This window comes from Xanthomonas sacchari (assembly GCF_040529065.1).
Taxonomy (GTDB): domain Bacteria; phylum Pseudomonadota; class Gammaproteobacteria; order Xanthomonadales; family Xanthomonadaceae; genus Xanthomonas_A; species Xanthomonas_A sacchari.
The window spans coordinates 4,749,887-4,772,145 of record NZ_CP132343.1; the positions used below are offsets into that span (position 1 = coordinate 4,749,887).

Below are 22,259 nucleotides of genomic sequence, written 5' to 3' on the forward strand. Positions count from 1 at the left end.
GAGCGCAAGGTTCACCGCCATGTTCACAGTGCTGATCAATACGCCAGGAGGCGACACGCGCCAGGTCAAGTGCATGCACCGCGAGTGCGGCATCGGCCGCGCCGATGCCAACCTGGTGATGCTGCAGGGCTGGAACATCGCCGGCAAGCACGCCACCCTGCTGCGCGAGGACGACGGCGTGTTCATCCTGCCCCTGGGCGGGCGCGAGCCAATCACGCTCAACGGCAAGGTGGTGCTGGCCAAGCAGGGGCCGATCGACGGCAAGGACGAGATCCGCATCGGCCAGTACATGCTGAAGGTCAGCGGCGACGATGCACGCATCGTCCGGCAGACGCCTGCCGCCAACGACGGCGCGGCGGTCAGGGCCACGGAAGCGCCCGCGGCAACCACCGAGGCCGCGTCCGACCGCCAGGCGGCGGCGCCCGCCGCGACAGACATGGTGGTGGCTGGCCCGCCGCCGTCGGACATCGCCACTTGGCGCACCAAGCTGCACATGGCGCTGGTGCGGCAGATGGACCTGCGGCGCATGGACGTACGCAGCATGGACGACAGCGCGCTGCGCGACAGCACCATCAACCTGATCGACGACATCCTCAAGCGCGAGTTCAGCGATCTGCCGGCCGACATCAGCCCGCGCAGGCTGGCCAAGCAGGTGCTGGACGAGGCGATCGGACTGGGACCACTGGAAGACCTGATCGACGATCCGACCGTCACCGAAATCATGGTCAATTCGCACGATGACATCTTCATCGAGCGTGCCGGGCGCATCCAGAAGTCCGAGGTGGTGTTCTCCAACGAACGTGCCTGCCTAGCCGCGATCGAACGCATCGTTACGCCCCTGGGGCGGCGTATCGACGAAAGTTCGCCGCTGGTCGACGCGCGCCTCAAGGACGGTTCGCGCGTCAATGCGGTGATCCCGCCGGTCGCGCTGCGCGGCCCCAGCATCAGCATCCGCAAGTTCGCCACGCGCCGGCTGATGGGCGAGGACCTGCTGAAGTTCGGCTCGCTGAACCAGCCGATGCTGGACTTCCTGATTATGGCCGTGCGCGAGCGCCGCAACATCGTGGTGTCCGGCGGTACCGGCTCGGGCAAGACCACCCTGCTGAACATCCTGTCCAACTTCATCCCGGACGGCGACCGCGTGGTCACCATCGAGGATGCGGCGGAACTGAAACTGGTCCAGCCCAACCTGGTGGCGCTGGAAGCGCGCCCGCCCAACATGGAGGGCAAGGGCCAGATCACCATCCGCGACCTGGTCAAGAACGCGCTGCGCATGCGCCCGGACCGCATCGTCGTCGGCGAGTGCCGCGGCGGCGAATGCCTGGACATGCTGCAGGCGATGAACACCGGCCACGAAGGCTCGCTGACCACCGCGCACGCCAACAACCCGCGCGAGACGCTCTCGCGCCTGGAGGTGATGGTGATGATGGCCGGCATGGAGCTGCCGATGACGGTGGTGCGCGAGCAGATCGCGTCGGCGGTCAACCTGATCGTGCACCAGCGCCGCTATCCCTGCGGCTCGCGCAAGGTCAGCCACATCACCGAAATCACCGGCATCGAAAGCGGCACCATCCAGATGCAGGACCTGTTCCTGTTCAAGCCCACCACCTACCATGGCCCCGACGGCAAGGTCGCCGGTAACTTCGTTGCGACCGGTGCAGTGCCCGAGTTCTACGAAGAGCTCGCCGAGCGCGGCGTGTCGGTGGATCTGGGCATCTTCCGCAACCAGGGAGGCGCGCGCTGATGGGCCTGTGGCTGATCGCCCTGCTGGTGTTTGCCGGAACCGCGATGGCCATCCTGCTGATCGCGCGCTCCAGCGAGCAGTTCCTGAAGCGCTACCGCGAAAGCTTCATGGACCAGGCCCGCATGAACCTGGCGGACATGTTCCTGTTCCTGGATCCGGCCCAGGTCTACATGATCAGCGCCGTGGTGATGGTGGTCATCCCGCTGCTGGTGTGGATGCTGACCGGCAGCCTGGTCATCGCGGTGCTGATCGGCATCTTCCTGATCTTCGCCCCGCGCAAGGTCTACGCGTTCCTGCGCAAGCGTCGGCTGGAGAAGATCCAGGAGCAGCTTCCCGACGCGCTGCAGATGCTGTCCAGCAGCCTGCGCGCCGGCGTCGGCTTTGCGCCGGCGATGGAAGTGCTGGTCCACGACGGCCAGCCGCCGCTGGCGCAGGAACTGGCGCTGGTGCTGCGCGAACAACACATGGGGCTGCGCGCCGAGGAAGCGATGGAGAACTTCAGCAAGCGCGTGCCCATCACCGATGCGGAGCTGTTCGTCTCGGCGGTGAATATTTCGCGTGAGGTCGGCGGCAATCTGGCCGAGACCCTGGCGACACTGGCAGAGACGCTGCGCCGACGCCTGACCATGGAGAAGAAAGTGAAGTCGCTGACCGCGCAGGGCCGCCTACAGGGCATCGTCATGGCGATGCTGCCGGTGTTCCTGATCGGCTACCTCAGCGTGATGTATAGCGAAACCATGCAGCCGATGTTCCACAGCTGGCACGGCTGGGTGGTGATCACCATCTGCCTGGTCATGGAATACCTGGGCTACCGTCTCTGCAAGAAGATCATGACGATCGACGTATGACCTGGATGCTCGCCCTCGTCGCGCTTCTCGCTGCCGGCGCCGTCGCGCTGGTGGTCATCGGCACGCGCGGGGTGATCCGCGAAGTCGAACTGGAGGACCGCACCTACTACGATCCGCTGCCGCGGCTGATGCAACTGATGTGGCCGTTGGTGACGGTGCTGACCCGGCGCATCGCGCCGCGCCTGAGCGTGGCGCAACTGGAACAGACCCACCGCCAGTTGCAGGCCGCCGGCCAGGACTACACGCTGACACCGGAAGAGTTCTACGGCCTGCGCATGGCCAGCGCGCTGGTGGTGATCGCCTTCTTCCTGCTGTGCACCGGCATGCTCGGCCACCTGGGCATCGGTTCGGGCCTGATGTGCGTGCTGTTCGGCGGCGTGCTGGGCTGGCTGTATCCCGCACTGTGGCTGGGCGAGCGGCGCAAGGCGCGGCAGAAGACCGTGGTGCGCGACCTGCCGGTCTATCTGGACTTCATCACCATGTCGGTCGAGGCCGGCCTGAACGTCACCGGCGGCATCGAGCAGGCGGTCGCCAAGGGACCGGCCGGCGCACTGTCGCAGGAGTTCTCGCGCATGCTGCGCGATCTGCGCGCCGGCCTGCCGCGCGCCGAGGCGCTGCGCCGCATGGCCGAGCGCATGGACATCGCGCAGATCACCAGCTTCACCAGTGCGCTGATCCAGGCCGACAAGGTCGGTGCCAACCTCAGCGACACCTTGCGCGCGCAGGCCAACCAGCGCCGCGAGGAACGCTTCCTGCGCGCCGAGAAGCTGGCGCTGGAAGCGCCGGTGAAGATGATGCTGCCGCTGGTGATGTTCTTCTTCCCGCTGATCTTCCTGTTCCTCGCCTACTTCATCTACTTGAAGATGCTGCAGGAGGGGATCCTGTGAAGCGTGGATGCATCGAGCGCAGCGCCGGCGCCCCGATCCCGCAGGTGTGGGCGGCCGATACCTGGTGGTCGCGTGCGCGTGGCCTGCTGGCGCGCCCGGCACTGGCCACGGACGGCTCGGAGGCCTTGCTGATCCGTCCCTGCGCCAGCGTGCATACCATCGGCATGGGCTACCCGCTGGATCTGGTGTTCCTGGGCCGCGACGATGTGGTGCTGGAGTGGCGCGAGAACGTCAGGCCGTATCGCACGGCGATGTGCCGCCGTGCCGCGACCACCATCGAGTTCCATGGCGGTGCGCTGGACCGTCTGCAACCGCAACGCGGCGAACACTGGCACTGGCGCGCCACCGCGCCGGCGCCTTCCTCTCCGGGAGCCCGCTCATGAATGCACGCGTCCGCACACTCCGCAGTCGCACGTCGATGCGCGGCCAATCCATGGTGGAACTGGTGATCATCACGCCGGTGCTGCTGTTCCTGTTGCTTGCGGTCATCCAGGCGGTGCTGCTGTACCGCATGAAATCCACGCTCGATTACGCCGCGCTGATGGCGGCGCGCGCGGGTGCGGTGAGCGGAGTGGACCGCATGGAGATGCGCAAGGGCTTCGCCAAGGGCATGATGCCGCTGTACGCCCACGACACCGGCCAGGCCGCGCTCGAAGTGGCATACGCCAAGGCATTCGCCGACCTCACCCTGCACGGCCACATCACCGTGATCAATCCCACGCGGGCCGCGTGGAGCAACTTCCGCGAACGTCAGTACAACGGCCAGTACGCGTTGCCGAACGACACGCTCGCCTATCGCAGCGATGCGATCGGCAGCAGCGGCGTCAATGTGCAGGACGCCAACATCCTCAAGATCAAGGTGGTCTACGACGCGCCACTGGTGGTGCCCTTCGTCGGCTGGGTGCTGGGCGGGAAATCGCAGTACCTGAAAGCAGGTACGTTCGAAGCCTCTCCGCTGCAGCCGCTCACCGGACGCCTGCCCATCGAGAGCTATGCGATCGTGCGCATGCAGTCGCCGATCTACACGCAAGGCAACCTCGACAAGTGATGCCCCGTCTCGCGCTGCTGGCGTGCGTTGCACTGCTGTCCCAGATCATTGCCGGCTCGGCGTGCGCCGAGGACGCCGCGTTCTCCGGCGTGGCGCAGGTCAGCACCAACGAACTTGGCGGCCTGAGCCGGATCCAGCCGCGCGGTGCGGTGCAGCCGGCGACGGTGTTCTTTCGCGACGACGCGTTGCGGATCCAGTTCCAGGATGCCGGCGGTCGGTCGTATGCGCTGATCCTGGCAAAGGGTGCGCCCACCGGCTGGATCGTGGGCCAGCAAGGGGGTGCCATGCCCGTTCCCGGCATGCGCTGGCCGCTACGCTTCGATCCAGAGCAACCCTGCGCGGGACTCGGCATGTTCGCCGACTGCCAGCGTGGCGACAGCGGCCTGCGCGCGGGCCGCGACGCGGTGCAATGGCGGTACCGCCTGGCCAATCCGGATGGGCCGGGCAGAACCCGGCAAGGCACGATGTGGCTGGACCGCGAGACCGGCCTGGTGCTCGCCTATCGCGGCAAGACCGGACTGGAACAGCAACAGCACTGGGACATCCAACGCGTCGACTATGGCCCGCAGCCGGATGCCTTGTTCCAGCCGCCCGACCTCGCGCACTGATCCCGCGTCACCTGCAATCCATGCGCACGTCGCCCACTCTTGGTCGACGCGGATTCATGGTTCTGCAGCAAGATCGGCCGATCGCGCCGTTACACTAGATTGGTTCGTCCCCCGACAAGGAGTATCTCCGTGAAAAGAGCAGTAGCGGCGACGTTGGCCCTGGCCGCCATCGCAAGCCTGAGCGCCTGCAAGAAGCATGAGCAGCCCGCGCATCCCGACGATCAGGCGGCGCCCCCCGCGGCGACCGCCAGCGCCACGCAGGACGCGTCCACGCAGCACGCTACCGCCAGCACGGCATTCGATCCGGCCAGCTTGCCGGTGTCCGACGTCGCACTGGGAGATTTTCCGTACATCGCACTGCCCACCGGCTACGTCACCGGCAGCACGCCGGACGTCGCGGACTTCGACCAGGTGCCGTTCTGGACCGGCGATCGGCTGCAGCCGGTCGAGGGCAAGGTCTGGTCGGCGCACATCGATGCGGCGCAGGGCAAGACCTTCTCCGACCTGGAACTGTCCCGCAACATCGAGGCCGTCGTGACCGCACTCGGCGGCAAGAAGATCTTCGACGGCCGGATTCCCGAGGCGGCGACGCAGAAGATCAAGGAGTGGCCGCGCGATGTCGCCACCAAGTACAACAGCGGCCTTGGCGACATCTGGAACAATCCGGCACAGGTCTTCGTGGTGCATCGCGCCGACCGCGACATCTGGATCCACCTGTGCAGCTACCAGTTCGGTGGAGGCCTGCTGATTGCCGAGACCAAGCCGCTGCAGGTCACCGCCAGCCTGCTGCCGGCCAGCGAACTGAAGACGCAGATCGACAAGACCGGCAAGGTGGCCTTGCACGTCAACTTCGCCACCGACAAGACCGACATCCTGCCCGACTCGCAGCCGCAGATCGCGCAGGTCGTGCAATTGCTCAAGCAGGACGCCGCGTTGAAGCTGGCCGTCAACGGCTATACGGACGGCAGCGGCGATGCCGCGCACAACAAGACGCTGTCGGAGGGACGCGCCAAGGCGGTGGTCGCCGCGCTCGTCGCGCAGGGTATCGACGCGTCGCGCCTGACCGCGGCCGGCTTCGGCGATGCCGACCCGGTGGCGGACAATGCGACCGAGCAAGGCAAGTCGCAGAACCGCCGCGTCGAGTTGGTGAAGAAGAGCTGAGCCGCACCGGGTACCGCGGCATGCGGTCACCCTGATGCGTGCGGGTCGTGGTGCGGCGCAACGGCATGACCGATTGCGCCGCATCGTCGACAGGACCGCACGCGCGCTCGTTTGCCGGCATGCGTTTCCGCAGTCGGACGCCTCCCACTCCATGGCGATCCACGTCTCATGCGTATCCTGATTCTCGGCGCCGGCGCGACCGGCGGTTACTTCGGCGGACGCCTGGCCCAGGCCGGCGTCGATGTCAGCTTCCTGGTGCGGCCGCCGCGGGCCGCACGCCTGCAGCGCGACGGCCTGCGCATCCGCAGCCCACGCGGCGACGCGGCGATCGCGGTGAGTACGCTCACCGCCGACACGCTACCCGGCGCCGCGCAGGCGCGGCCGTTCGATCTGGTGTTGCTCAGTTGCAAGGCCTACGACCTGCAGAGCGCGCTGGAGGCGGTGGCACCGGCGGTCCACGAGGACACCAGCGTGCTGCCGATCCTCAATGGCCTGCGCCACTATCGGGCGCTGGATGCGCGCTTCGGTGCGGAGCGGGTCGTCGGCGGGCTGTGCTTCATCAGCGCGGTACTGGATGCCGACGGCGCGATCCAGCACCTGGCCAAGCCGGCCTCGCTGACCTTCGGCGAGCGCGACGGCCGCGGCGCCGACAGCGCGCGCGTGCGCGCCTTAGCCGAGGCCTGCGCGCAGGCAGACGTGGACCATCTGGCCACGCCGCGGATCGCGCAGGAGCAATGGATCAAGTACACCTTCCTCACCGCGCTGGCCGCGGCCACCTGCCTGATGCGTGCGCCGATCGGGCGCATCGTCGCCAGCGACGATGGGGTGACGCTGGTGCACGGCCTGTATGCCGAATGCACGGCGGTGGCCGCGGCGGCCGGCGAACCGGTGCCGGAGGCGGCGCAGGCCAGCGCGCTGCACCTGCTGACGCAGCCAGGCTCGCCGATGAAGGCGTCGATGCTGCGCGACCTGGAGGCCGGGCAGCAGGTGGAGGCGCAGCAGATCGTCGGCGACATGCTGGTCCGCGCCCGTACCGCCGGGCATGAAGCACCGCTGCTGATGGCCGCGTACTGCCACCTGCAGGCCTACCAGGCCGGTCTGCCCGCGCGCTGAGGTTTGCCGCGGGACACCAGTGCTGCGCGCAACGCGCTCCTGCCCTGCGCATGCCAGCCACGGTGCTCCGGGCAACGTCGTACCCGCGCCGTCCCGAGGGCGGCGCTGCGTCTTCGCGCGCCGCTGACGCGCCTGGCGCCTATGCTCGCCCACCACACAGGGGCGAGCGACGGGCACGCGCATGGAAAAACTGTTCCGCGGCGGGCATTTCCTCATCATCCTGCTGTTCCTGCTGTGCGCGGCCGGACTGATCTGCATGGCCGTGCTCGAGCTATGGCACGGCCTGACGCCGGGCGGCGAGCTGGTGGTGCGCGACCGCTTCAACGTGGTGCTGGAAGCGATCGGCCTGCTCACCGTGGCGCTGGTGACCCTGGAACTGGGCCAGACCATCTACGAGGAAGAAGTACAGCGCGACGTCAAGGTCAGTGGACCGACCCGGGTGCGTCGCTACCTGTCGCGGTTCTTCGTGGTCATCGTCATCGCCCTGGCGATCGAGACCCTGGTGTCGATCTTCGAACTGATGCACGACGATCCGTCCAAGCTGCCCTACGCGTCTGCCGTGGGCCTGTGCGCGGCGCTGCTGCTGGTCGCCTGGGGCGTGTTCGTCAAGCTCAACCGCAGCGCCGAGGAACTGGAGCCGGAAGCGATGGCGGAAGCGAAGCGGGAGGACGCGCAAGTCGATTGAGGCGGGTGGTTGCCACCCGGCATGCCGACTCACGTTACCCACGTAGGAGCGGCTTCAGCCGCGACGGATCAAGCCCAGCGCCGACTGACACCGTCAGGCGTCGGGACTGAAGTCCCTCCCACAAGAAAATGCCAGCCCACTCCGTCCAGGATCTCCAGCGGCGCATCGGCCAGCAGAGTCGCGCAAAGGGTCGGTATGACCGCCGGGCCATCAGCCGCGACCGGTTGGCCGGTCGCGGCTGAAGCCGCTCCTACAAAAGACGTGTAAAGCCAAGCGCGCTTTTACGAATCCCCAATCACGAATCCGCAAACACGAAACCGGTCGCGTCGACGTCCTCAGGCCGGCATCGGCAAGCGGAAAAACGTCCGCGCGGCAGCGGTGCTGGCGGCGGCGACCGTCGCCACGTCTTCGCCACGGTCGCGTGCCAGTTCCTCGACGATATGCGCCAGGAACGCCGGCTCGTTGCGGCGGTCCTTCGGCGTCGGCTTGAGCGTGCGCGGCAGCAGGTACGGTGCATCGGTCTCGATCATCAGCCGCTCGGCGGGGATGTGCTTCACCAGCTCGCGCAGGTGCGCGCCGCGGCGCTCGTCGCACAGCCAGCCGGTGATGCCGATGTACCAGTCGCGGTCCAGGTAGTCGAACAGTTCCTCGCGGCTGCCGGTGAAGCAATGCACCACTGCCGGGCCGAGCTTGCCGTCGAACTGGCGCATCAGCGCCATGAAGTCGGCATGGGCGTCGCGTTGGTGCAGGAACAGCGGCTTGCCGGTATCCACCGCCAGTTGCAGTTGCCGCTCGAACGCACGGTGCTGCGCCGGCCGCGGCGAGAAGTCGCGGAAGTAGTCCAGGCCGCATTCGCCCACCGCCACCACTTCGGCATGCGCATGCAGCGCGCGCAGTTCGGCGTCGCATTCGGCGGTGTATTCCACCGCGTGGTGCGGATGCACGCCGGCGGTGGCGTACAGCACGCCCGGATGCTGCTGCGCCAATTGCAGCGCCAGCGGCGAGTGCTCGCGGCTGGCGCCGGTGACCACCAGTTGCGCGACGCCGGCGGCGCGGGCGCGCTGCAGCACCGCGTCGCGGTCGCGGTCGAAGGACTCGTGGGTGAGGTTGGCGCCGATGTCGATCAGGGTCATGCGCTTGCGCGGGAATCAGCCGGGACAGCAGCCAATTGTACGGGCCACGCGCCTGTCGCCGCTCCACGGCGGCGCGGCGGCCACGTATCCTTTGCCGATGACGTCCGCCGTGTTTCCGATCGATCCGCTGCTGCCGCAACTCCGCGACAGCCTCGCTGCCCACCCGCGCCTGGTGCTGGAAGCCCCACCCGGCGCCGGCAAGACCACCCAGGTGCCGCCGGCGCTGCTCGACGCGCCGTGGCTGCACGGCCGGCGCATCGTCATGCTGGAACCGCGCCGGGTCGCCGCGCGCAGTGCCGCCACCTTCATGGCCCGGCAGCGTGGCGAGGCGCCGGGCGAGACGGTGGGCTATCGCATCCGATTCGAGAACAAGGTGTCCGCACGCACCCGCATCGAGGTGGTCACAGAGGGCATCCTGACCCGCATGCTGCAGGACGACCCGATGCTTGAGAACGTCGGCGCGTTGCTGTTCGACGAGTTCCACGAGCGCCACCTGGCCGCGGACCTGGGCCTGGCGCTGGCCCTGGACGTGCAGGCGCAGGTGCGCGAGGACCTGCGCATCGTGGTGATGTCGGCCACCCTGGACGGCGAGCGCCTGGCGCAGTTCCTCGACGCCCCGCGGCTTTCCAGCGCCGGGCGCAGCTTCCCGGTGGAGATCGCGCATTTCCCGGCGCGGCGCGAGGAGTCGCTGGAAGCGCAGGCCCGGCGCGCGGTCGAGCACGCGCTGCAACAGCATCCGGGCGACGTGCTGGTGTTCCTGCCCGGGCAGCGCGAGATCGGGCGGGTGCAGGCGGCGCTGGAGGCGGCGGAGGTTGGGGGTGGTGCGGTGGTGGGTGTTGCTCCAGCAGGTGCCGCGTCGGGCTCTACCCCAGCCGGCACCGCCTTTGGCGTACCCTCATCCGGCGCTGCGCGCCACCTTCTCCCGCAGGGAGAAGGGAGCGAGGTGGAGGTCTTGCCGCTGCATGGCGAGTTGCCGGTGGAGCAGCAGACCAAGGTGTTGCAGCCCGATCCGCAGGGGCGGCGGCGCGTGGTGCTGGCGACCAACGTCGCCGAGTCTTCGGTGACCCTGCCCGGCGTGCGCGTGGTGATCGACGCCGGGCTGGCGCGCGAGCCGCACTACGATCCCAACAGCGGCTTCTCGCGGCTGGACGTCACCACCATCGCCCAGGCCTCGGCCGACCAGCGCGCCGGCCGCGCCGGCCGCGTCACCAGCGGCTGGGCTTACCGGCTGTGGCCGCAGTCGCAGCGCCTGGAAGCGCAACGCCGCGCCGAGATCCTGCAGGTGGAACTGGCCGGGCTGGCGCTGGAACTGGCCGCCTGGGGAAGCGATGGGCTGCGCTTCGTCGATCCGCCGCCGCCCGGCGCGCTGGCCGCCGCCCGCGAGCTGCTGCAGCGGCTGGGCGCGCTCGGTGCCAACGGGACCATCACCGCCAGCGGCCGGCGCATGCTCGCGCTGGGCACGCATCCGCGGCTGGCGGCGATGCTGTTGGCCGCCGGCGATGCGCGCGCGCAGGCGCTGGCCTGCGACCTCGCCGCGTTGATCGAAGCGCGCGACCCGCTGCGCCAGGGCGGCGATGCGCTGGCCGCACGCTGGCGCGCCCTGGCCGCGTTCCGCCGCGGCCGCGTGCCGCACGACGCCAACCGTGGCGCGCTGGCCGCGATCGACGCGGCGGCCAAGCAGTGGCGGCGGCGCCTGCGCAGCGATGCCGCCGCGCCGGACAGCGTGGAGGCGCACGAACTCGGCGATCTGCTGGCGCACGCCTTTCCCGACCGCATCGGCACCCGCCATCCCAACGATCCGCTGCGCTACCTGCTGGCCAACGGCCGCAGCGCGCGCCTGTTCGACAACAGCGACCTGCGCGGCGAGCCCTGGCTGGTCGTCACCGAGTTGCGCCACGAGGCCAAGGACGCGCTGCTGCTGCGCGCCGCGCCGGTGGACGAGCGCTACCTGCGCGCGCAGTTCCCACAGCGCTTCGCGCAGGAGGACGTGGTGCGCTGGGATGCCGAGCGGCGCGCACTGAGCGCGCTGCGCGAGACCCGCTTCGACCGCATCGTGCTCGACAGTCGCCCCGCCGGTCGCGTCGCGCCGGCACAGGCGGCCGCGGCGCTGACCGAGGCAGTGCGCGAGCTGGGACTGCAGGCGCTGCCCTGGGGCGAGGGCCTGACGCAGTGGCGCGCGCGGGTGGCCGGGCTGCGCCAGTGGATGCCGGAACTGGACCTGCCGGACCTGGGCGATGCCGCGCTGCTGGACAGCCTCGACGACTGGCTGCGCCCGGCCTTCGCCGGCAAGACCCGGCTCGATGCGCTCGGCGAGGACGAACTGGGCGAGGCACTGAAGGCGCGACTGCCCTGGGACCGCCGCCAGGCCATCGACCGCCATGCCCCGGTGCGCATCGCGGTGCCCTCGGGCATGGAACGGCGCATCGACTACAGCCTGGACCACGCCGGGCAGCCGCAGCCGCCGGTGCTGGCGGTCAAGCTGCAGGAGCTGTTCGGCATGGCCGACACCCCGCGCATCGCCGACGGCCGCGTGCCGCTGCTGCTGCACCTGCTCTCGCCCGGCGGGCGGCCGCTGCAGGTCACCCAGGACCTGCGCAATTTCTGGTCTAGCACCTATCCGGAAGTGAAGAAGGAAATGAAGGGTCGCTACCCGCGCCACCCGTGGCCGGACGACCCGTGGACCGCCACCGCCAGCCACCGCGCCAAGCCGCGCGGCACCTAGTGGGTCAGGCGCACCGCATTCAGCGGGCAGACGAATCCACGGCGCTGCGCTAACGCCCCGTATACGGTACGAGGGCGACACTGCAGCCCTTCATTCCTGCCAGTAGGGGACGCCCATGAGCAAGCTGACCATCATCACCGATCGCGCCCTGGATCTCGCCAGTCACGCCGGCGACAGCCTCAAGCACTTCGGCCCGCAGGCGAACAAGTGGCTGCAGTCGGGCAAGGCGGTGGGTGCGCTCAAGGCGGGCGCTGCGCTGGGTGCGGTGAAGACCGGCACCAAGGTCGCGCGCACCGCGGTGCGTCGCAATCCGGCCGTGGCCATCGCCGCCGCCGCGGTGGGCGTGGGCCTGCTGGGTTACGCCATCTACCGCAAGCGCCAGCGCGACAAGGGTGCGCCGATCGAAGGCAATGCCCAGCGCATCGAAGCGGCCAACAAGCGCGGCAATGTCGGTGCGCGCCGCAGCGCCGCCAGCACCCGTGGCACGCGCCGCGCCGCGGCCGCGCAGGACGCCACTGAAGAGTGAGTTGCGCGAGCGGCCTGACGGTCGCCGCAGCGTCGCACGCAGCGATCGGGAGAGATCCCGGTCGCTTTTTTTATGGATTCGCTGCGACCTTGCTCTTCTTTCTAACGTAGGAGCGGCTTCAGCCGCGACCGGAAAACATCGGTAACGCCTCGGTCGCGGCTGAAGCCGCTCCTACGCGTCACACGGCACCGCACGCGTTACAGCGCGCGCCACGCGCCCGGTGCCAGTCCGCCCAGGCGGTGCGCGCCCATCGCCGCACGCACCAGGCGCAGCGTCGGCAGGCCGACCGCTGCAGTCATCCGCCGCACCTGGCGGTTGCGGCCTTCGCGCAACACCACTTGTAACCAGGCATCGGGCACGCTCTTGCGGAAGCGCACCGGCGGATCGCGCGGCCATAGCGATGGCGCCGCCTCCAGCAACGTCACCTCCGCCCGCGCGGTCGGCCCATCGTTCAACAGCACGCCCTCGCGCAGGCGCTGCAGTTGTTCCGGTTGCGGCGTGCCCTCCACCTGCACCCAGTAGGTCTTGGGCTGCTTGTGCCGCGGATCGGTAAGACGGTGCGCCAATGCGCCATCGTCGGTCAGCAACAGCAGGCCCTCGCTGTCGTAGTCCAGGCGTCCGGCCGCGTAAACGTCAGCGGGCAGGCCGAACTCGGCCAGGGTGCGCCGCGGCGGCGTGCTGCGGTCGGTGAACTGGCACAGCACGTTGAAGGGCTTGTTGAAGGCGATCAGCATCGGCGGGAACGGCGGCGGGCCTGCGCCGCACGGCGCGGCGCAGGCATTGTCCCATGCGTCCGCGCCGCGTCGCCCGTGCGCCGGCTCAGCGCTTGACGAACTTCAGGGTCATCCGGTCGCTCTCGCCGATCGCCTGGTACTTGGCGTCGTCGGCGGCTTCGTGCTGGTTGCTCGGCGGCAGCGTCCACACACCGCCCGGATAATCCTTGGTGTCGCGCGGATTGGCGTTGACCTCGCTCTTGCCGGCGAGCTTGAAGCCGGCCGCCTCGGCCATGGCGATCACCTGCGCCTGGCCGACATAGCCGCTCTTGTCGTCGGCCGGCACGTCGGCCTTGGCGCGGTGCTCGACCACGCCGAGCACGCCGCCGGGCTTGAGCACGTTGTAGAAGCCCTTGAACATGCCCTCGGCCTGGCCGGCCATACGCCAGTTGTGCACATTGCGGAAGGTCAGCACCAGGTCCGCCGAGCCGGGCGGGCCGAACACCGGGGCGTTCGGCGCATACGCGACGATGCGCGCGTGGTCGTACTGCGCCGGTGCCGCGGCGAACTTCTGCTCCAGGCCGGCGCGCGCCTTCTGCTGGTAATCGCGGCCGCGGCCTTCCGGCACGGCCGCCGGATCGACCACCGCGGCGATGTACTGCCCGCGCTCGCGCAGGTAAGGCGCCAGGATCTCGGAATACCAGCCGCTACCCGGGGTGACCTCGATCACCGTCTGGGTCGGCTTGATGCCGAAGAACGCCAGGGTCTGGCCGGGATGACGGTAGGCGTCGCGGGCGACGTTGGCGCGGTCGCGCCAGCTGCCGTCGATCGCCGTCTGCAACGCCGCGTCCGGCGCTGGCAGCGTCGCGGTATCGGCGGGCTTGATCGCCTGCGCCGCTGGAGCGAGCAAGGCAGTGGCGACGGCCAGGGTGCAGGCGCAGGCGAGCGAGGTTCGAAGCGTCATGGCAGGCATCCGCAAGAGAGGTGGCGCGAGCCTAGCACGCGGCTCGATACCGACGAATGTTGCGCTTCCGTTAGCGCGAATCACGTCTACAGAACGATGTTTTCGCGAGCATTTGACGACCGCCCAACCCCTGGCGACTATCCTGTCGCCTCCCCCACAGTGGAACGTTTTCCATGCTGCACACGCGCGAACTCGGCCGCTCCGGCCTGCATGCGGCACCGCTGGCGTTCGGCGGCAACGTGTTCGGCTGGAGCGCCGACGCCAAGACCTCCTTCGCCCTGCTCGATGCCTTCGTCGAGGCCGGCTGCAATCTCATCGACACCGCCGACATCTACTCGGCCTGGGTGCCCGGCAACCACGGCGGCGAATCGGAAACTCTGATCGGGCAGTGGCTCAAGCGCAGCGGCAAGCGCGACAAGGTGCTGATCGCGACCAAGGTCGGCAAATGGGCCGAACGCCCGGGCCTGTCGGCCGACAACATCGCCGCCGCCGCGGAGGACTCGCTGCAGCGCCTGCAGACCGACGTCATCGATCTGTACCAGGCGCACGAGGACGACGATTCGGTACCGCTGGAAGCGACGCTGGCAGCGTTCGGGCGCTTGATCGAGCAGGGCAAGGTCCGCGCGATCGGCGCCTCCAACTACGGCGCCGCGCGCCTGCGCGAGGCGTTGAACGTCTCGGCGCAGTATGGCCTGCCCCGTTACGAGACGCTGCAGCCGGAATACAACCTCTATGACCGCGCCGGTTACGAGGCCGAGCTGGAACCGCTGGTGCGCGAACAGGGCCTGGGCGTGCTGTGCTACTACGCGCTGGCCAGCGGCTTCCTCAGCGGCAAGTACCGCCGCGCCGAAGACGCCGGCAAGAGCCAGGCGCGCGGCGCCAGCGTGGTCGCGCGCTATCTCAATGCGCGCGGCCTGCGCATCCTCGCCGCACTCGACGACATTGCCGGCAAGCATGCCGCCACGCCCACGCAGGTGGCGCTGGCCTGGTTGATGGCGCGGCCCGGCATCGTCGCGCCGATCGCCAGCGCGACCAGCCTGGAACAACTGCAGGACCTGCTCGCCGCCGTGCGCCTGCAACTGTCGGCCGAAGACATCGCGCAACTGAATACCGCAAGTGAGGAAACCGCATGACCGCCCCCACCCAGACCACCCGCATCGTGCTGGCCTCGCGCCCGCAGGGCGCGCCGGGCACCGACAACTTCCGCACCGAACAGGTGCCGCTCGAGGCGCCAGGCCCCGGCCAGGTGCTGCTGCGCAACCGCTGGCTGTCGCTGGACCCGTACATGCGCGGGCGCATGAGCGATGCGCCCTCCTACGCGCCGCCGGTGCAACTGGGCGAGACCATGGTCGGCAGCACCGTGGCCGAGGTGCTGCAATCCAACTCCCCCGACCACGCGCCGGGCGATCTGGTGCTGGTGCAGAACGGCGGCTGGCAGACCCATCTGGTCGTCGACGGCGCCAGCCTGCGGCGCAAGCTCGATCCCAACTCGCCGCTGCCGCCGAGCACCGCGCTCGGCGTGTACGGCATGCCCGGCTTCACCGCCTATGCCGGCCTGCACGAAATCGGCAAGCCGCAATCGGGCGAGACCGTGGCGGTCGCCGCGGCCACCGGCCCGGTCGGCGCCACCGTGGCCCAGATCGCCAAACTGCGCGGGGCGAAGGTAATCGCCATCGCCGGTGGCGCGGAAAAATGCCGCTATTTGCGCGAGGAACTGGGCGTGGATGTGGCCCTGGACCACCGCGCCAAGGACTTCGCCGAGCAGTTGCGCGCCGCCGCGACCGACGGCATCGATGTGTACTTCGAGAATGTCGGCGGCCACGTGTTCGACGCGGTGCTGCCGCTGCTCAACGATTTCGCCCGCGTGCCGGTGTGCGGCACCATCGCCACCTACAACGCCAACGGCGCGCTGCCGCCGGGGCCGGACCGGCTGCCGGCGCTGATGGGCCAGGTGCTGCGCCAGCGCCTGACCCTGCGCGGCTTCATCGTCGGCGACTTCGTCAAACTGTATCCGGAGTTCCTGCGCGAAATGGGCGCCTGGCTGGCCGATGGCCGCGTGCGCTACCGCGAACACGTCGTCGACGGCCTGGAGAATGCGCCGCAGGCCTTCATCGACATGCTGAGCGGCGGCAACTTCGGCAAGCTGGTGGTGCGGCTGGGCGACTGAGGCCACAAGGTCCGAGGCTGGTGGATCTGTGGGAGTCAACTGTCATGCGACCACGACGAACGGAGTAGACGGACGATCTACCTCGGAATCAGTCGGGACTGATCCCACAAAAAGGGACGGGAGTCCCTCCCCACATCCCGCCCGGACACCGATCATCGCCAGTCGCTGTAGGAGTCGCGATCGCTTGGTTTCGGCTGTTGCTTTTGCCCTTGTTTTTGACTTACCGGGTTCCCTTCCGAAGCGGCGGCCAGCGCGGGGAAAAACCCGAAGGGCTGCGCACAAGGATGTGCGCCGTCCGCGGCAGGGGCAGGATGCCCCTTCCGCGGATCCCCGTGATGGACGCGGACCCGGAGCGCGCAGCGCGGAGGGCGCAAGGCAGGGCGCGCTTTCTTTTGGTTACCTTTTCTTTGCGCGAGCAAAGAAAAGTAACTCGCCCGTCAGGGCGAAAGCCTTTGCTTTCGCTTGAGATTTGCGTGTCGGACGAAAAAAAACCGTAGGAGCGGCTGCCGCCGCGCCCGTCTGCCTCTTCGGCATCGACGCCCACTGATGCAACCACTACCATCGGACGCATCGCCGCCGCCGCCGCTTCCATGTCCGATTCCCCGCGTCCCCCTCGCGCACGCCGCACCGCGCGTGCCGCCACCGCTCCCACCCCACCCGAGCGCGGCCTGGCCGCGGAACTGATGCGGCGCATCGGCGAATGCGGAGGCGATCCGAACTTCATGACCTCGCTGGCGCGCGGCCTGGCCGTGCTCAGCGCCTTCGGCCAGCACAGCCGCGACGTCAGCATGGCCCAGCTCAGCGCCGACACCGGCATCCCGCGCGCAGCGGTGCGGCGCGTGCTGTACACGCTGGAAAAGCTCGGCTACGCCGGCACCCACGGCCGCGGCTACGTGCTGCTGCCGCGCGCGCTGGGCATCGGCAGCGGCTACCTGTCCACCGCCGCGCTGTCGGTGGCGGCGCAGCCGGTGCTGGATGCGCTGCGCGACGACCTGCACGAATCCTGCTCGCTGGGCGTGCTCGACGGCGACGACCTGCTGTACGTGGCGCGTGCGGAAACCGTGCGGATCATGTCGATCGGCCTGCGCGCCGGCAGCCGCCTGCCGGCGTACTGCACCTCGATGGGCCGGGTGCTGCTGGCGGCGCAGCCGGGCGACACCTTGAACAGTTATCTGGAGCGCAACCCGCTGCGCCCGCGCACCGAGCGTACCGTCACCGACCGCGCGCAGTTCCAGACCCTGCTCGAGCGCGTGCAGCGCGATGGCTATGCAGTGGTGGACCAGGAACTGGAGATCGGCCTGCGCTCGGTGGCGGTGCCGGTGCGCAACCGCCAGGACCGCGTGGTCGCCGCACTCAACGTGGGCAGCTCGGTGGCGCGGATGACCCTGGGTAGCCTGCAGAGCACGGTGTTGCCGGCACTGCGGCAGGCGGCACAGCGCCTGAGCCGGGTGCTCGACTGAGCGCCGCGGGCGCCGCGCCGAGCCGCCGCGTTGCCCACCAGAACAGCAGCGCCAGCAGGCTGACCGCTGCCCCCAGGCGGCACACGCCGGTCCAACCCGCCTGGGCATAGGTCGCGGTCGTGCCGATCGCGCCCAGTCCGCTGCCCACCGCGTAGAACAGCATGTACAGGCCGATCAGCCGGCCATGCGCGTGCGGCCGGCCGCGCAGGATCATGCTCTGGCTGGTGACGTGCAACGCCTGCCCGGCCAGGTCGAGCAGGACGATGCCGAGCAGCAGCGCGGCCAGCGAGTGCGGCAGCCACGCCAGCGGCCACCAGGCCAGCACCAACACCACCAGCGCCGCGGCGCTGGTGCGCTGGGCATGGCCGCGGTCGGCCCAGTGCCCGGCCCGTGCGGCCGCCAGCGCACCGACCGCGCCGACCAGACCGAAGGCGCCGATGGCGGTGTGCGAGAACGCGTACGGCGGTGCGCGCAATGGCAGCACCAACGCGCTCCAGAAGATGTTGAACGCTGCGAACATCAACAGCGCCAGCACGCCGCGGACCTGCAACACACGCTCCTGCCGCAGCAGCGTCAGCATGGATGCGATCAGGCGCAGATAGCGCACTGGCTGCGGCGGCACCGGCAGCGCCGGCAACCAGCGCCACAGCGGCAGCGCGAGCGCCAGCATCAGCGCCGCGGCGCCGGCATAGACCGCGCGCCAGCCGGCCAGGTCGCTGACGGCGCCGGCGAACACCCGCGCCAGCAACAGGCCGATGAACACGCCGCCCTGCGCCGCACCGACCACCCGCCCCTGCTCCTGCGGCGCCGCGGCGCTGGCGGCATAGGCGATCAACCCCTGAGTCATCGCCGTGCCCAGCATGCCGACGGCGAGCATGCCGGCCAGCAACACCGGCGCCGACCGCGCCACGCTCACCGCGACCAGCGCCGCGACCAGTCCCAGCGCCTGCGCTGCCATCAGACGCCGGCGCTCCACCAGGTCGCCTAGCGGCACCAGCAACAGCAGGGCCAGCGCGCAGCCGACCTGGGCGGCGCTGACCACGCCGCCCACCGCTGCCGGGCCGATGCGGAAATCCGTTGCCAGCGCATCCAGTAGCGGCTGCGCGTAATAGACGTTGGCCACGCTCAGGCCGCTGGCGATGGCGAACAGCCAGACCAGACGACGCGGCATGGAGGGCACCGCGGTGACGGAGTGCATGATCGAAAACTCACCCATTCAAGTTTCAAAACGAAACTTGTTTCAGGCTAGGCCGATAGGTTTTAAAATGCAACCACCGCCACCGAGCGCCGACCGGAAACGCCGATGCCGTCCCGCCCTGCCCTGCCCGCGTCGCCCTGCCCGGTGGCGCGCAGCGCCGACCTGATCGGCGACCGCTGGTCACTGCTGATCGTGCGCGATGCCTTCGATGGGGTGCGCCGCTTCGGCGACTTCCAGCGCAGCCTGGGCATGGCCCGCAACATCCTGGCCGACCGGCTGCGCAAGCTGGTCGAGGCCGGCATCCTGGAGACGCGCGAGGCGTCCGACGGCAGCGCCTACCGCGAGTACGCGCTGAGCGCCAAGGGCGAGGACCTGTTCGCGGTGGTGCTGGCGCTGCGGCAATGGGGCGAACGGCATCTGTTCGACCACGGCGAGCGCCACTCGGTGCTGATCGACACGCGCAGCGGCAAGCCGGTCGCGCGCATGCAGCCGCGCGCCGCCGATGGCACGCGGCTGAGCCCGGCGGTCACCGAAGTGCGGAAGGTGCGCTGAGCGCGCGCGGCGCGCGCTAAGCGCCGCCTTCGGCGGCCTGCTCGGCCAGGATCGGCGCGGCCAGGGCGAAGGCGTGGTTGGCCGCGGGCACGCCGCAGTAGATCGCCGCCTGCAGCAGCACTTCCTTGATCTCGTCGGCGCTGACGCCGTTGTTGCGCGCGGCGCGCACGTGCAGCTTGAATTCTTCGTCGTGACCGCGCGCCACCATCATCGCCAGGGTCAGCAGCGAGCGCGTGTGCCGCGGCAGGCCCTCGCGGGTCCACACCGTGCCCCAGGCGGTGCGGGTGATGAACTCCTGGAATTCCTCGGTGAACGGCGTGCGTGCGGCCAGCGAGCGGTCGACATGCGCATCGCCGAGCACCGCGCGGCGCACCTGCAGGCCGGCGACGTAGCGTTCGTTCTCGTGCATCGGGGCGACTCCTGAAACGTGGGAAAAAGGCAGGCGCGGTCTACTGCAGCAGGAAGCGCAGCAGCGCGTCGTTGAAGGCGTGCGGCGACTCGACGTTGCACAGGTGGCGGCCGTGCACCTCGGCATCCTCGCCCTGCGCCACCTGCGCGGCGATGGTCTGCAGATCGGCCGGCGGACACACCGGATCGTCGTGCCCAGCCACGGCCAGCACCGGCACGCGGATCTCGCCCAGGCGCGCGCGGAAGTCGGCCTCGGCCAGCGCCTGGCAGCAGCCGATGTAGGCCTGCGCATCGGTGGCGCGGAAGCTGTCCAGGATCGCCTCGACGGTCGCCGGCTGCGCCTCGGCGAAGGCCCCGGTGAACCAGCGCGTGCGGGTGCCGTCGCACAGCGGCGCCAGGCCCTCGGCGCGCACTTGCTCGATGCGCGCCTGCCAGCTCTCGGCGCTGCCGATTTTGGCCGCGGTGGCGCACAGGGCGAGGCTGAGCAGGCGCTCGCCCGCGTGCAGGCCCAGCCACTGCCCGGTCAGCCCACCGATCGACAGGCCGCAGAAATGGCTGCGCTCGATCGACAGCGCATCCCAGAGCGCCACCACGTCGCCGCCGAGGTCGGCGATGGCATAGGGCGCCGGCGGGGTGGTGGACGCGCCATGGCCGCGACGGTCGTAGCGCAGCACGCGGAAGTGCGGCGACAGCGCGGTGATCTGCGCGTCCCACATGTGCAGGTCGGTGCCGAGCGAGTTGCACAGGGTCAGCCACGGACGGCCTTCGCTGCCGTCGATGCGGTAATGCAGACGATGCGTGGGCAGGTCGAGGATGGGCATGGGCGGCGCTCGCAGGAAAGTGGAAGAGGTCACGGCGGCACGGAACCGCGCGGCACCGACAAGTCTAGAACGTGTCGCCGACACTGCGGCAGACAGGCACGGCGCGGCGCCTCACCCGCGCGACTGCGCGGCGAGCACGCGCTCGATCCACACCGCGGCCATGCCGCGCCAGCTGTCGCTGGCGAACATCGCATCCAGTTGCGCCGGCACCAGCACCGCGGTCACCTGCGGTTCCTCGGCCAGCACCGCGCGCAAGTGCTGCTGCGTGGCCAGCGCACGACGCACCGCCGTTTCCACCAGTGCATGCGCGGCGGCCTTGCCCAGGTGCGCGGCCAGGGTCACCGCCACGGCTTCTGCGTAGAGCAGGCCACCGTGGCTGTCCAGATGCGCGGCCATGCGCGCGCGGTCCAGTTCCAGGCCCTCGGCCAGCACCCGCACCTGCGCCAAGCTGCCGGCGCTCAGACGCACCAGTTCCGGCAGGGTCTCCCATTCGGCATGCCAGCCGCCCACCGCGCGCTCGTGTTCTTGCGGCAGCGCCGCGAACAGGGTCGCGAGCAAGCCCGGCGCGCGCGTGGCCGCGGCGATCGCAACCACGCAGCCGACCGGATTGCGCTTGTGCGGCATCGCCGAGGAGCCGCCCTTGCCCGCTGCCGCCGGCTCGAACGCCTCGGCCACTTCCGACTGCATCAGCAGGGCGACGTCGCGGCCGATCTTGCCGAGGCTGCCGGCGAGCAGCGCGAACGCCGCGCCGATCTCGCCGATCCGGTCGCGGGCCGCGTGCCAGGGCAGCGCCGGCAACGGCAGGCGCAACTCCGCCGCCAGCGCCTCGGCCACGGCCAGGCCCTGCGACTGCAGCGCGGCCAGGGTACCGGCGGCGCCGCCGAACTGCAGCACCAGGGCATCTTCGCGCAGCGCCTGCAGGCGTCGGCGGCTGCGCTGCAGCGCGTCCAGCCAGCCTACGGCCTTCAGTCCGAAGGTCACCGGCACCGCCTGCTGCAACAGGGTGCGCCCGGGCAGGCCGGTGTCGCGCTCGCGCTGCGCCAGCGCCGCCAGCGCCGTGCACAGCGCGTCGAGTTGCGCTTCCACGTGGTCGAGCGCGGCGCGCAGCTGCAGCACCGCGCCGCTGTCGATGATGTCCTGGCTGGTCGCGCCCCAGTGCACCCAGCGCGCGGCGTCTTCATCGGTGGCGGCGACCTGCGCGGTGAGCGCCTTGACCAAGGGAATGGCTGGATTGCCGGCCAACGCGGTGGCGGCGGCCAGCGCCGGCAGGTCGTAGCGCGCGGCATCGCAGGCGGCGGCGATCGGCGCCACCGCGTCGGCCGGGATCACGCCGCAGTGTGCCTGCGCGAGCGCCAGCGCCGCTTCCACGTCGAGCATGGCCTGCAGACGGGCGCGGTCGTCGAACAGCGCATCGACGGCCGGATCGCCGAACAGCGGACGCAACAGGGACTCGGAGACGCTCATCGGTTCGTAGGCGGTGGAGAGATCATGCAGCGTAACC

The 22,259-nt window shown here is 69.7% G+C and carries 22 protein-coding genes; 15 read left to right on the top strand and 7 right to left on the bottom strand.

Annotated features, from left to right (window positions below):
• Positions 1–19 precede the first annotated feature (19 nt).
• From RAB71_RS20205 to RAB71_RS20245, 9 genes are all read left to right on the top strand, one after another.
• Positions 20–1,744 carry an ATPase, T2SS/T4P/T4SS family gene (locus RAB71_RS20205; RefSeq protein WP_010340552.1) on the top strand — a complete coding sequence of 575 codons (1,725 nt, stop codon included), beginning with the start codon at positions 20–22 and terminating at the stop codon, positions 1,742–1,744.
• Positions 1,744–2,592 (top strand): type II secretion system F family protein, encoded by an 849-nt coding sequence (locus tag RAB71_RS20210; protein ID WP_010340553.1) that lies wholly within the window; start codon positions 1,744–1,746, stop codon positions 2,590–2,592. Before RAB71_RS20205 ends, RAB71_RS20210 begins: the two co-directional genes overlap by 1 nt.
• Positions 2,589–3,479 carry a type II secretion system F family protein gene (locus tag RAB71_RS20215; RefSeq protein WP_010340554.1) on the top strand — a complete coding sequence of 297 codons (891 nt, stop codon included), beginning with the start codon at positions 2,589–2,591 and terminating at the stop codon, positions 3,477–3,479. Before RAB71_RS20210 ends, RAB71_RS20215 begins: the two co-directional genes overlap by 4 nt.
• Positions 3,476–3,862, top strand: coding sequence for a DUF192 domain-containing protein (locus tag RAB71_RS20220; protein WP_010340555.1), 387 nt, complete (start codon positions 3,476–3,478; stop codon positions 3,860–3,862). Before RAB71_RS20215 ends, RAB71_RS20220 begins: the two co-directional genes overlap by 4 nt.
• A 35-nt stretch (positions 3,863–3,897) precedes the next feature.
• Positions 3,898–4,527 carry a TadE family protein gene (locus RAB71_RS20225; protein ID WP_010340556.1) on the top strand — a complete coding sequence of 210 codons (630 nt, stop codon included), beginning with the start codon at positions 3,898–3,900 and terminating at the stop codon, positions 4,525–4,527.
• Complete coding sequence (locus RAB71_RS20230) at positions 4,527–5,135, top strand: hypothetical protein (RefSeq protein WP_010340557.1); 609 nt, start codon at positions 4,527–4,529, stop codon at positions 5,133–5,135. The genes RAB71_RS20225 and RAB71_RS20230 overlap by 1 nt, the downstream gene beginning before the upstream one ends.
• A gap of 129 nt (positions 5,136–5,264) precedes the next feature.
• On the top strand, positions 5,265–6,296 hold the full coding sequence (locus tag RAB71_RS20235) for an OmpA family protein (protein WP_167397485.1): 1,032 nt from the start codon (positions 5,265–5,267) through the stop codon (positions 6,294–6,296).
• 168 nt (positions 6,297–6,464) lie between these two features.
• Positions 6,465–7,409, top strand: coding sequence for a 2-dehydropantoate 2-reductase (gene panE / locus RAB71_RS20240; RefSeq protein ID WP_010340559.1), 945 nt, complete (start codon positions 6,465–6,467; stop codon positions 7,407–7,409).
• A gap of 181 nt (positions 7,410–7,590) precedes the next feature.
• Positions 7,591–8,094, top strand: coding sequence for a hypothetical protein (locus RAB71_RS20245; RefSeq protein ID WP_010340560.1), 504 nt, complete (start codon positions 7,591–7,593; stop codon positions 8,092–8,094).
• Positions 8,095–8,429: 335 nt separating this feature from the next.
• Here RAB71_RS20245 and RAB71_RS20250 read toward each other — a convergent pair whose 3' ends face one another.
• Positions 8,430–9,227, bottom strand: coding sequence for a TatD family hydrolase (locus RAB71_RS20250; protein WP_010340561.1), 798 nt, complete (start codon positions 9,225–9,227; stop codon positions 8,430–8,432).
• Between the two features lie 97 nt (positions 9,228–9,324).
• Between RAB71_RS20250 and hrpB the strand changes: the two genes are divergently transcribed.
• Together hrpB and RAB71_RS20260 are read left to right on the top strand one after the other, a co-directional pair.
• Positions 9,325–11,949 carry an ATP-dependent helicase HrpB gene (gene hrpB, locus RAB71_RS20255; RefSeq protein WP_244170801.1) on the top strand — a complete coding sequence of 875 codons (2,625 nt, stop codon included), beginning with the start codon at positions 9,325–9,327 and terminating at the stop codon, positions 11,947–11,949.
• Positions 11,950–12,064: 115 nt separating this feature from the next.
• Positions 12,065–12,475 carry a hypothetical protein gene (locus RAB71_RS20260; RefSeq protein WP_010343704.1) on the top strand — a complete coding sequence of 137 codons (411 nt, stop codon included), beginning with the start codon at positions 12,065–12,067 and terminating at the stop codon, positions 12,473–12,475.
• A gap of 197 nt (positions 12,476–12,672) precedes the next feature.
• Here the strand turns inward: RAB71_RS20260 and RAB71_RS20265 are convergent, their stop codons facing one another.
• Entirely contained in the window at positions 12,673–13,209 is a 537-nt protein-coding gene (locus RAB71_RS20265; RefSeq protein WP_010343705.1) for a pseudouridine synthase, read from the bottom strand.
• An 85-nt stretch (positions 13,210–13,294) separates the two neighbouring features.
• Entirely contained in the window at positions 13,295–14,152 is an 858-nt protein-coding gene (locus tag RAB71_RS20270; RefSeq protein WP_010343706.1) for a class I SAM-dependent methyltransferase, read from the bottom strand.
• Positions 14,153–14,325: 173 nt separating this feature from the next.
• Between RAB71_RS20270 and RAB71_RS20275 the strand changes: the two genes are divergently transcribed.
• The 3 genes from RAB71_RS20275 to RAB71_RS20285 all read left to right on the top strand — a co-directional run bounded on the left by RAB71_RS20275 (position 14,326) and on the right by RAB71_RS20285 (position 17,779).
• Entirely contained in the window at positions 14,326–15,285 is a 960-nt protein-coding gene (locus tag RAB71_RS20275) for an aldo/keto reductase (RefSeq protein WP_010343707.1), read from the top strand.
• Positions 15,282–16,319, top strand: coding sequence for an NADP-dependent oxidoreductase (locus RAB71_RS20280; protein ID WP_010343708.1), 1,038 nt, complete (start codon positions 15,282–15,284; stop codon positions 16,317–16,319). The genes RAB71_RS20275 and RAB71_RS20280 overlap by 4 nt, the downstream gene beginning before the upstream one ends.
• 590 nt (positions 16,320–16,909) lie before the next feature.
• Positions 16,910–17,779 carry an IclR family transcriptional regulator C-terminal domain-containing protein gene (locus RAB71_RS20285; RefSeq protein WP_029562202.1) on the top strand — a complete coding sequence of 290 codons (870 nt, stop codon included), beginning with the start codon at positions 16,910–16,912 and terminating at the stop codon, positions 17,777–17,779.
• On the opposite strand, the gene RAB71_RS20290 is transcribed toward RAB71_RS20285, so the two are convergent.
• Complete coding sequence (locus tag RAB71_RS20290) at positions 17,673–18,950, bottom strand: MFS transporter (RefSeq protein WP_010343710.1); 1,278 nt, start codon at positions 18,948–18,950, stop codon at positions 17,673–17,675. The genes RAB71_RS20285 and RAB71_RS20290 overlap by 107 nt on opposite strands.
• A gap of 132 nt (positions 18,951–19,082) precedes the next feature.
• Between RAB71_RS20290 and RAB71_RS20295 the strand changes: the two genes are divergently transcribed.
• Positions 19,083–19,529, top strand: a complete 447-nt coding sequence (locus tag RAB71_RS20295) for a helix-turn-helix domain-containing protein (RefSeq protein WP_010343711.1) — start codon at positions 19,083–19,085, stop codon at positions 19,527–19,529.
• Between the two features lie 16 nt (positions 19,530–19,545).
• Here RAB71_RS20295 and pcaC read toward each other — a convergent pair whose 3' ends face one another.
• The 3 genes from pcaC to RAB71_RS20310 all read right to left on the bottom strand — a co-directional run bounded on the left by pcaC (position 19,546) and on the right by RAB71_RS20310 (position 22,222).
• Positions 19,546–19,938 (bottom strand): 4-carboxymuconolactone decarboxylase, encoded by a 393-nt coding sequence (gene pcaC, locus RAB71_RS20300; protein ID WP_010343712.1) that lies wholly within the window; start codon positions 19,936–19,938, stop codon positions 19,546–19,548.
• A gap of 40 nt (positions 19,939–19,978) precedes the next feature.
• Positions 19,979–20,758: a 3-oxoadipate enol-lactonase gene (gene pcaD / locus RAB71_RS20305; RefSeq protein WP_010343713.1), complete on the bottom strand. Its 780-nt coding sequence runs from the start codon at positions 20,756–20,758 to the stop codon at positions 19,979–19,981.
• Positions 20,759–20,869: 111 nt separating this feature from the next.
• The gene (locus RAB71_RS20310; RefSeq protein WP_010343714.1) at positions 20,870–22,222 is read right to left on the bottom strand and encodes a 3-carboxy-cis,cis-muconate cycloisomerase; all 1,353 of its coding nucleotides are present in this window, start codon (positions 22,220–22,222) and stop codon (positions 20,870–20,872) included.
• Between the last annotated feature and the right edge of the window lie 37 nt (positions 22,223–22,259).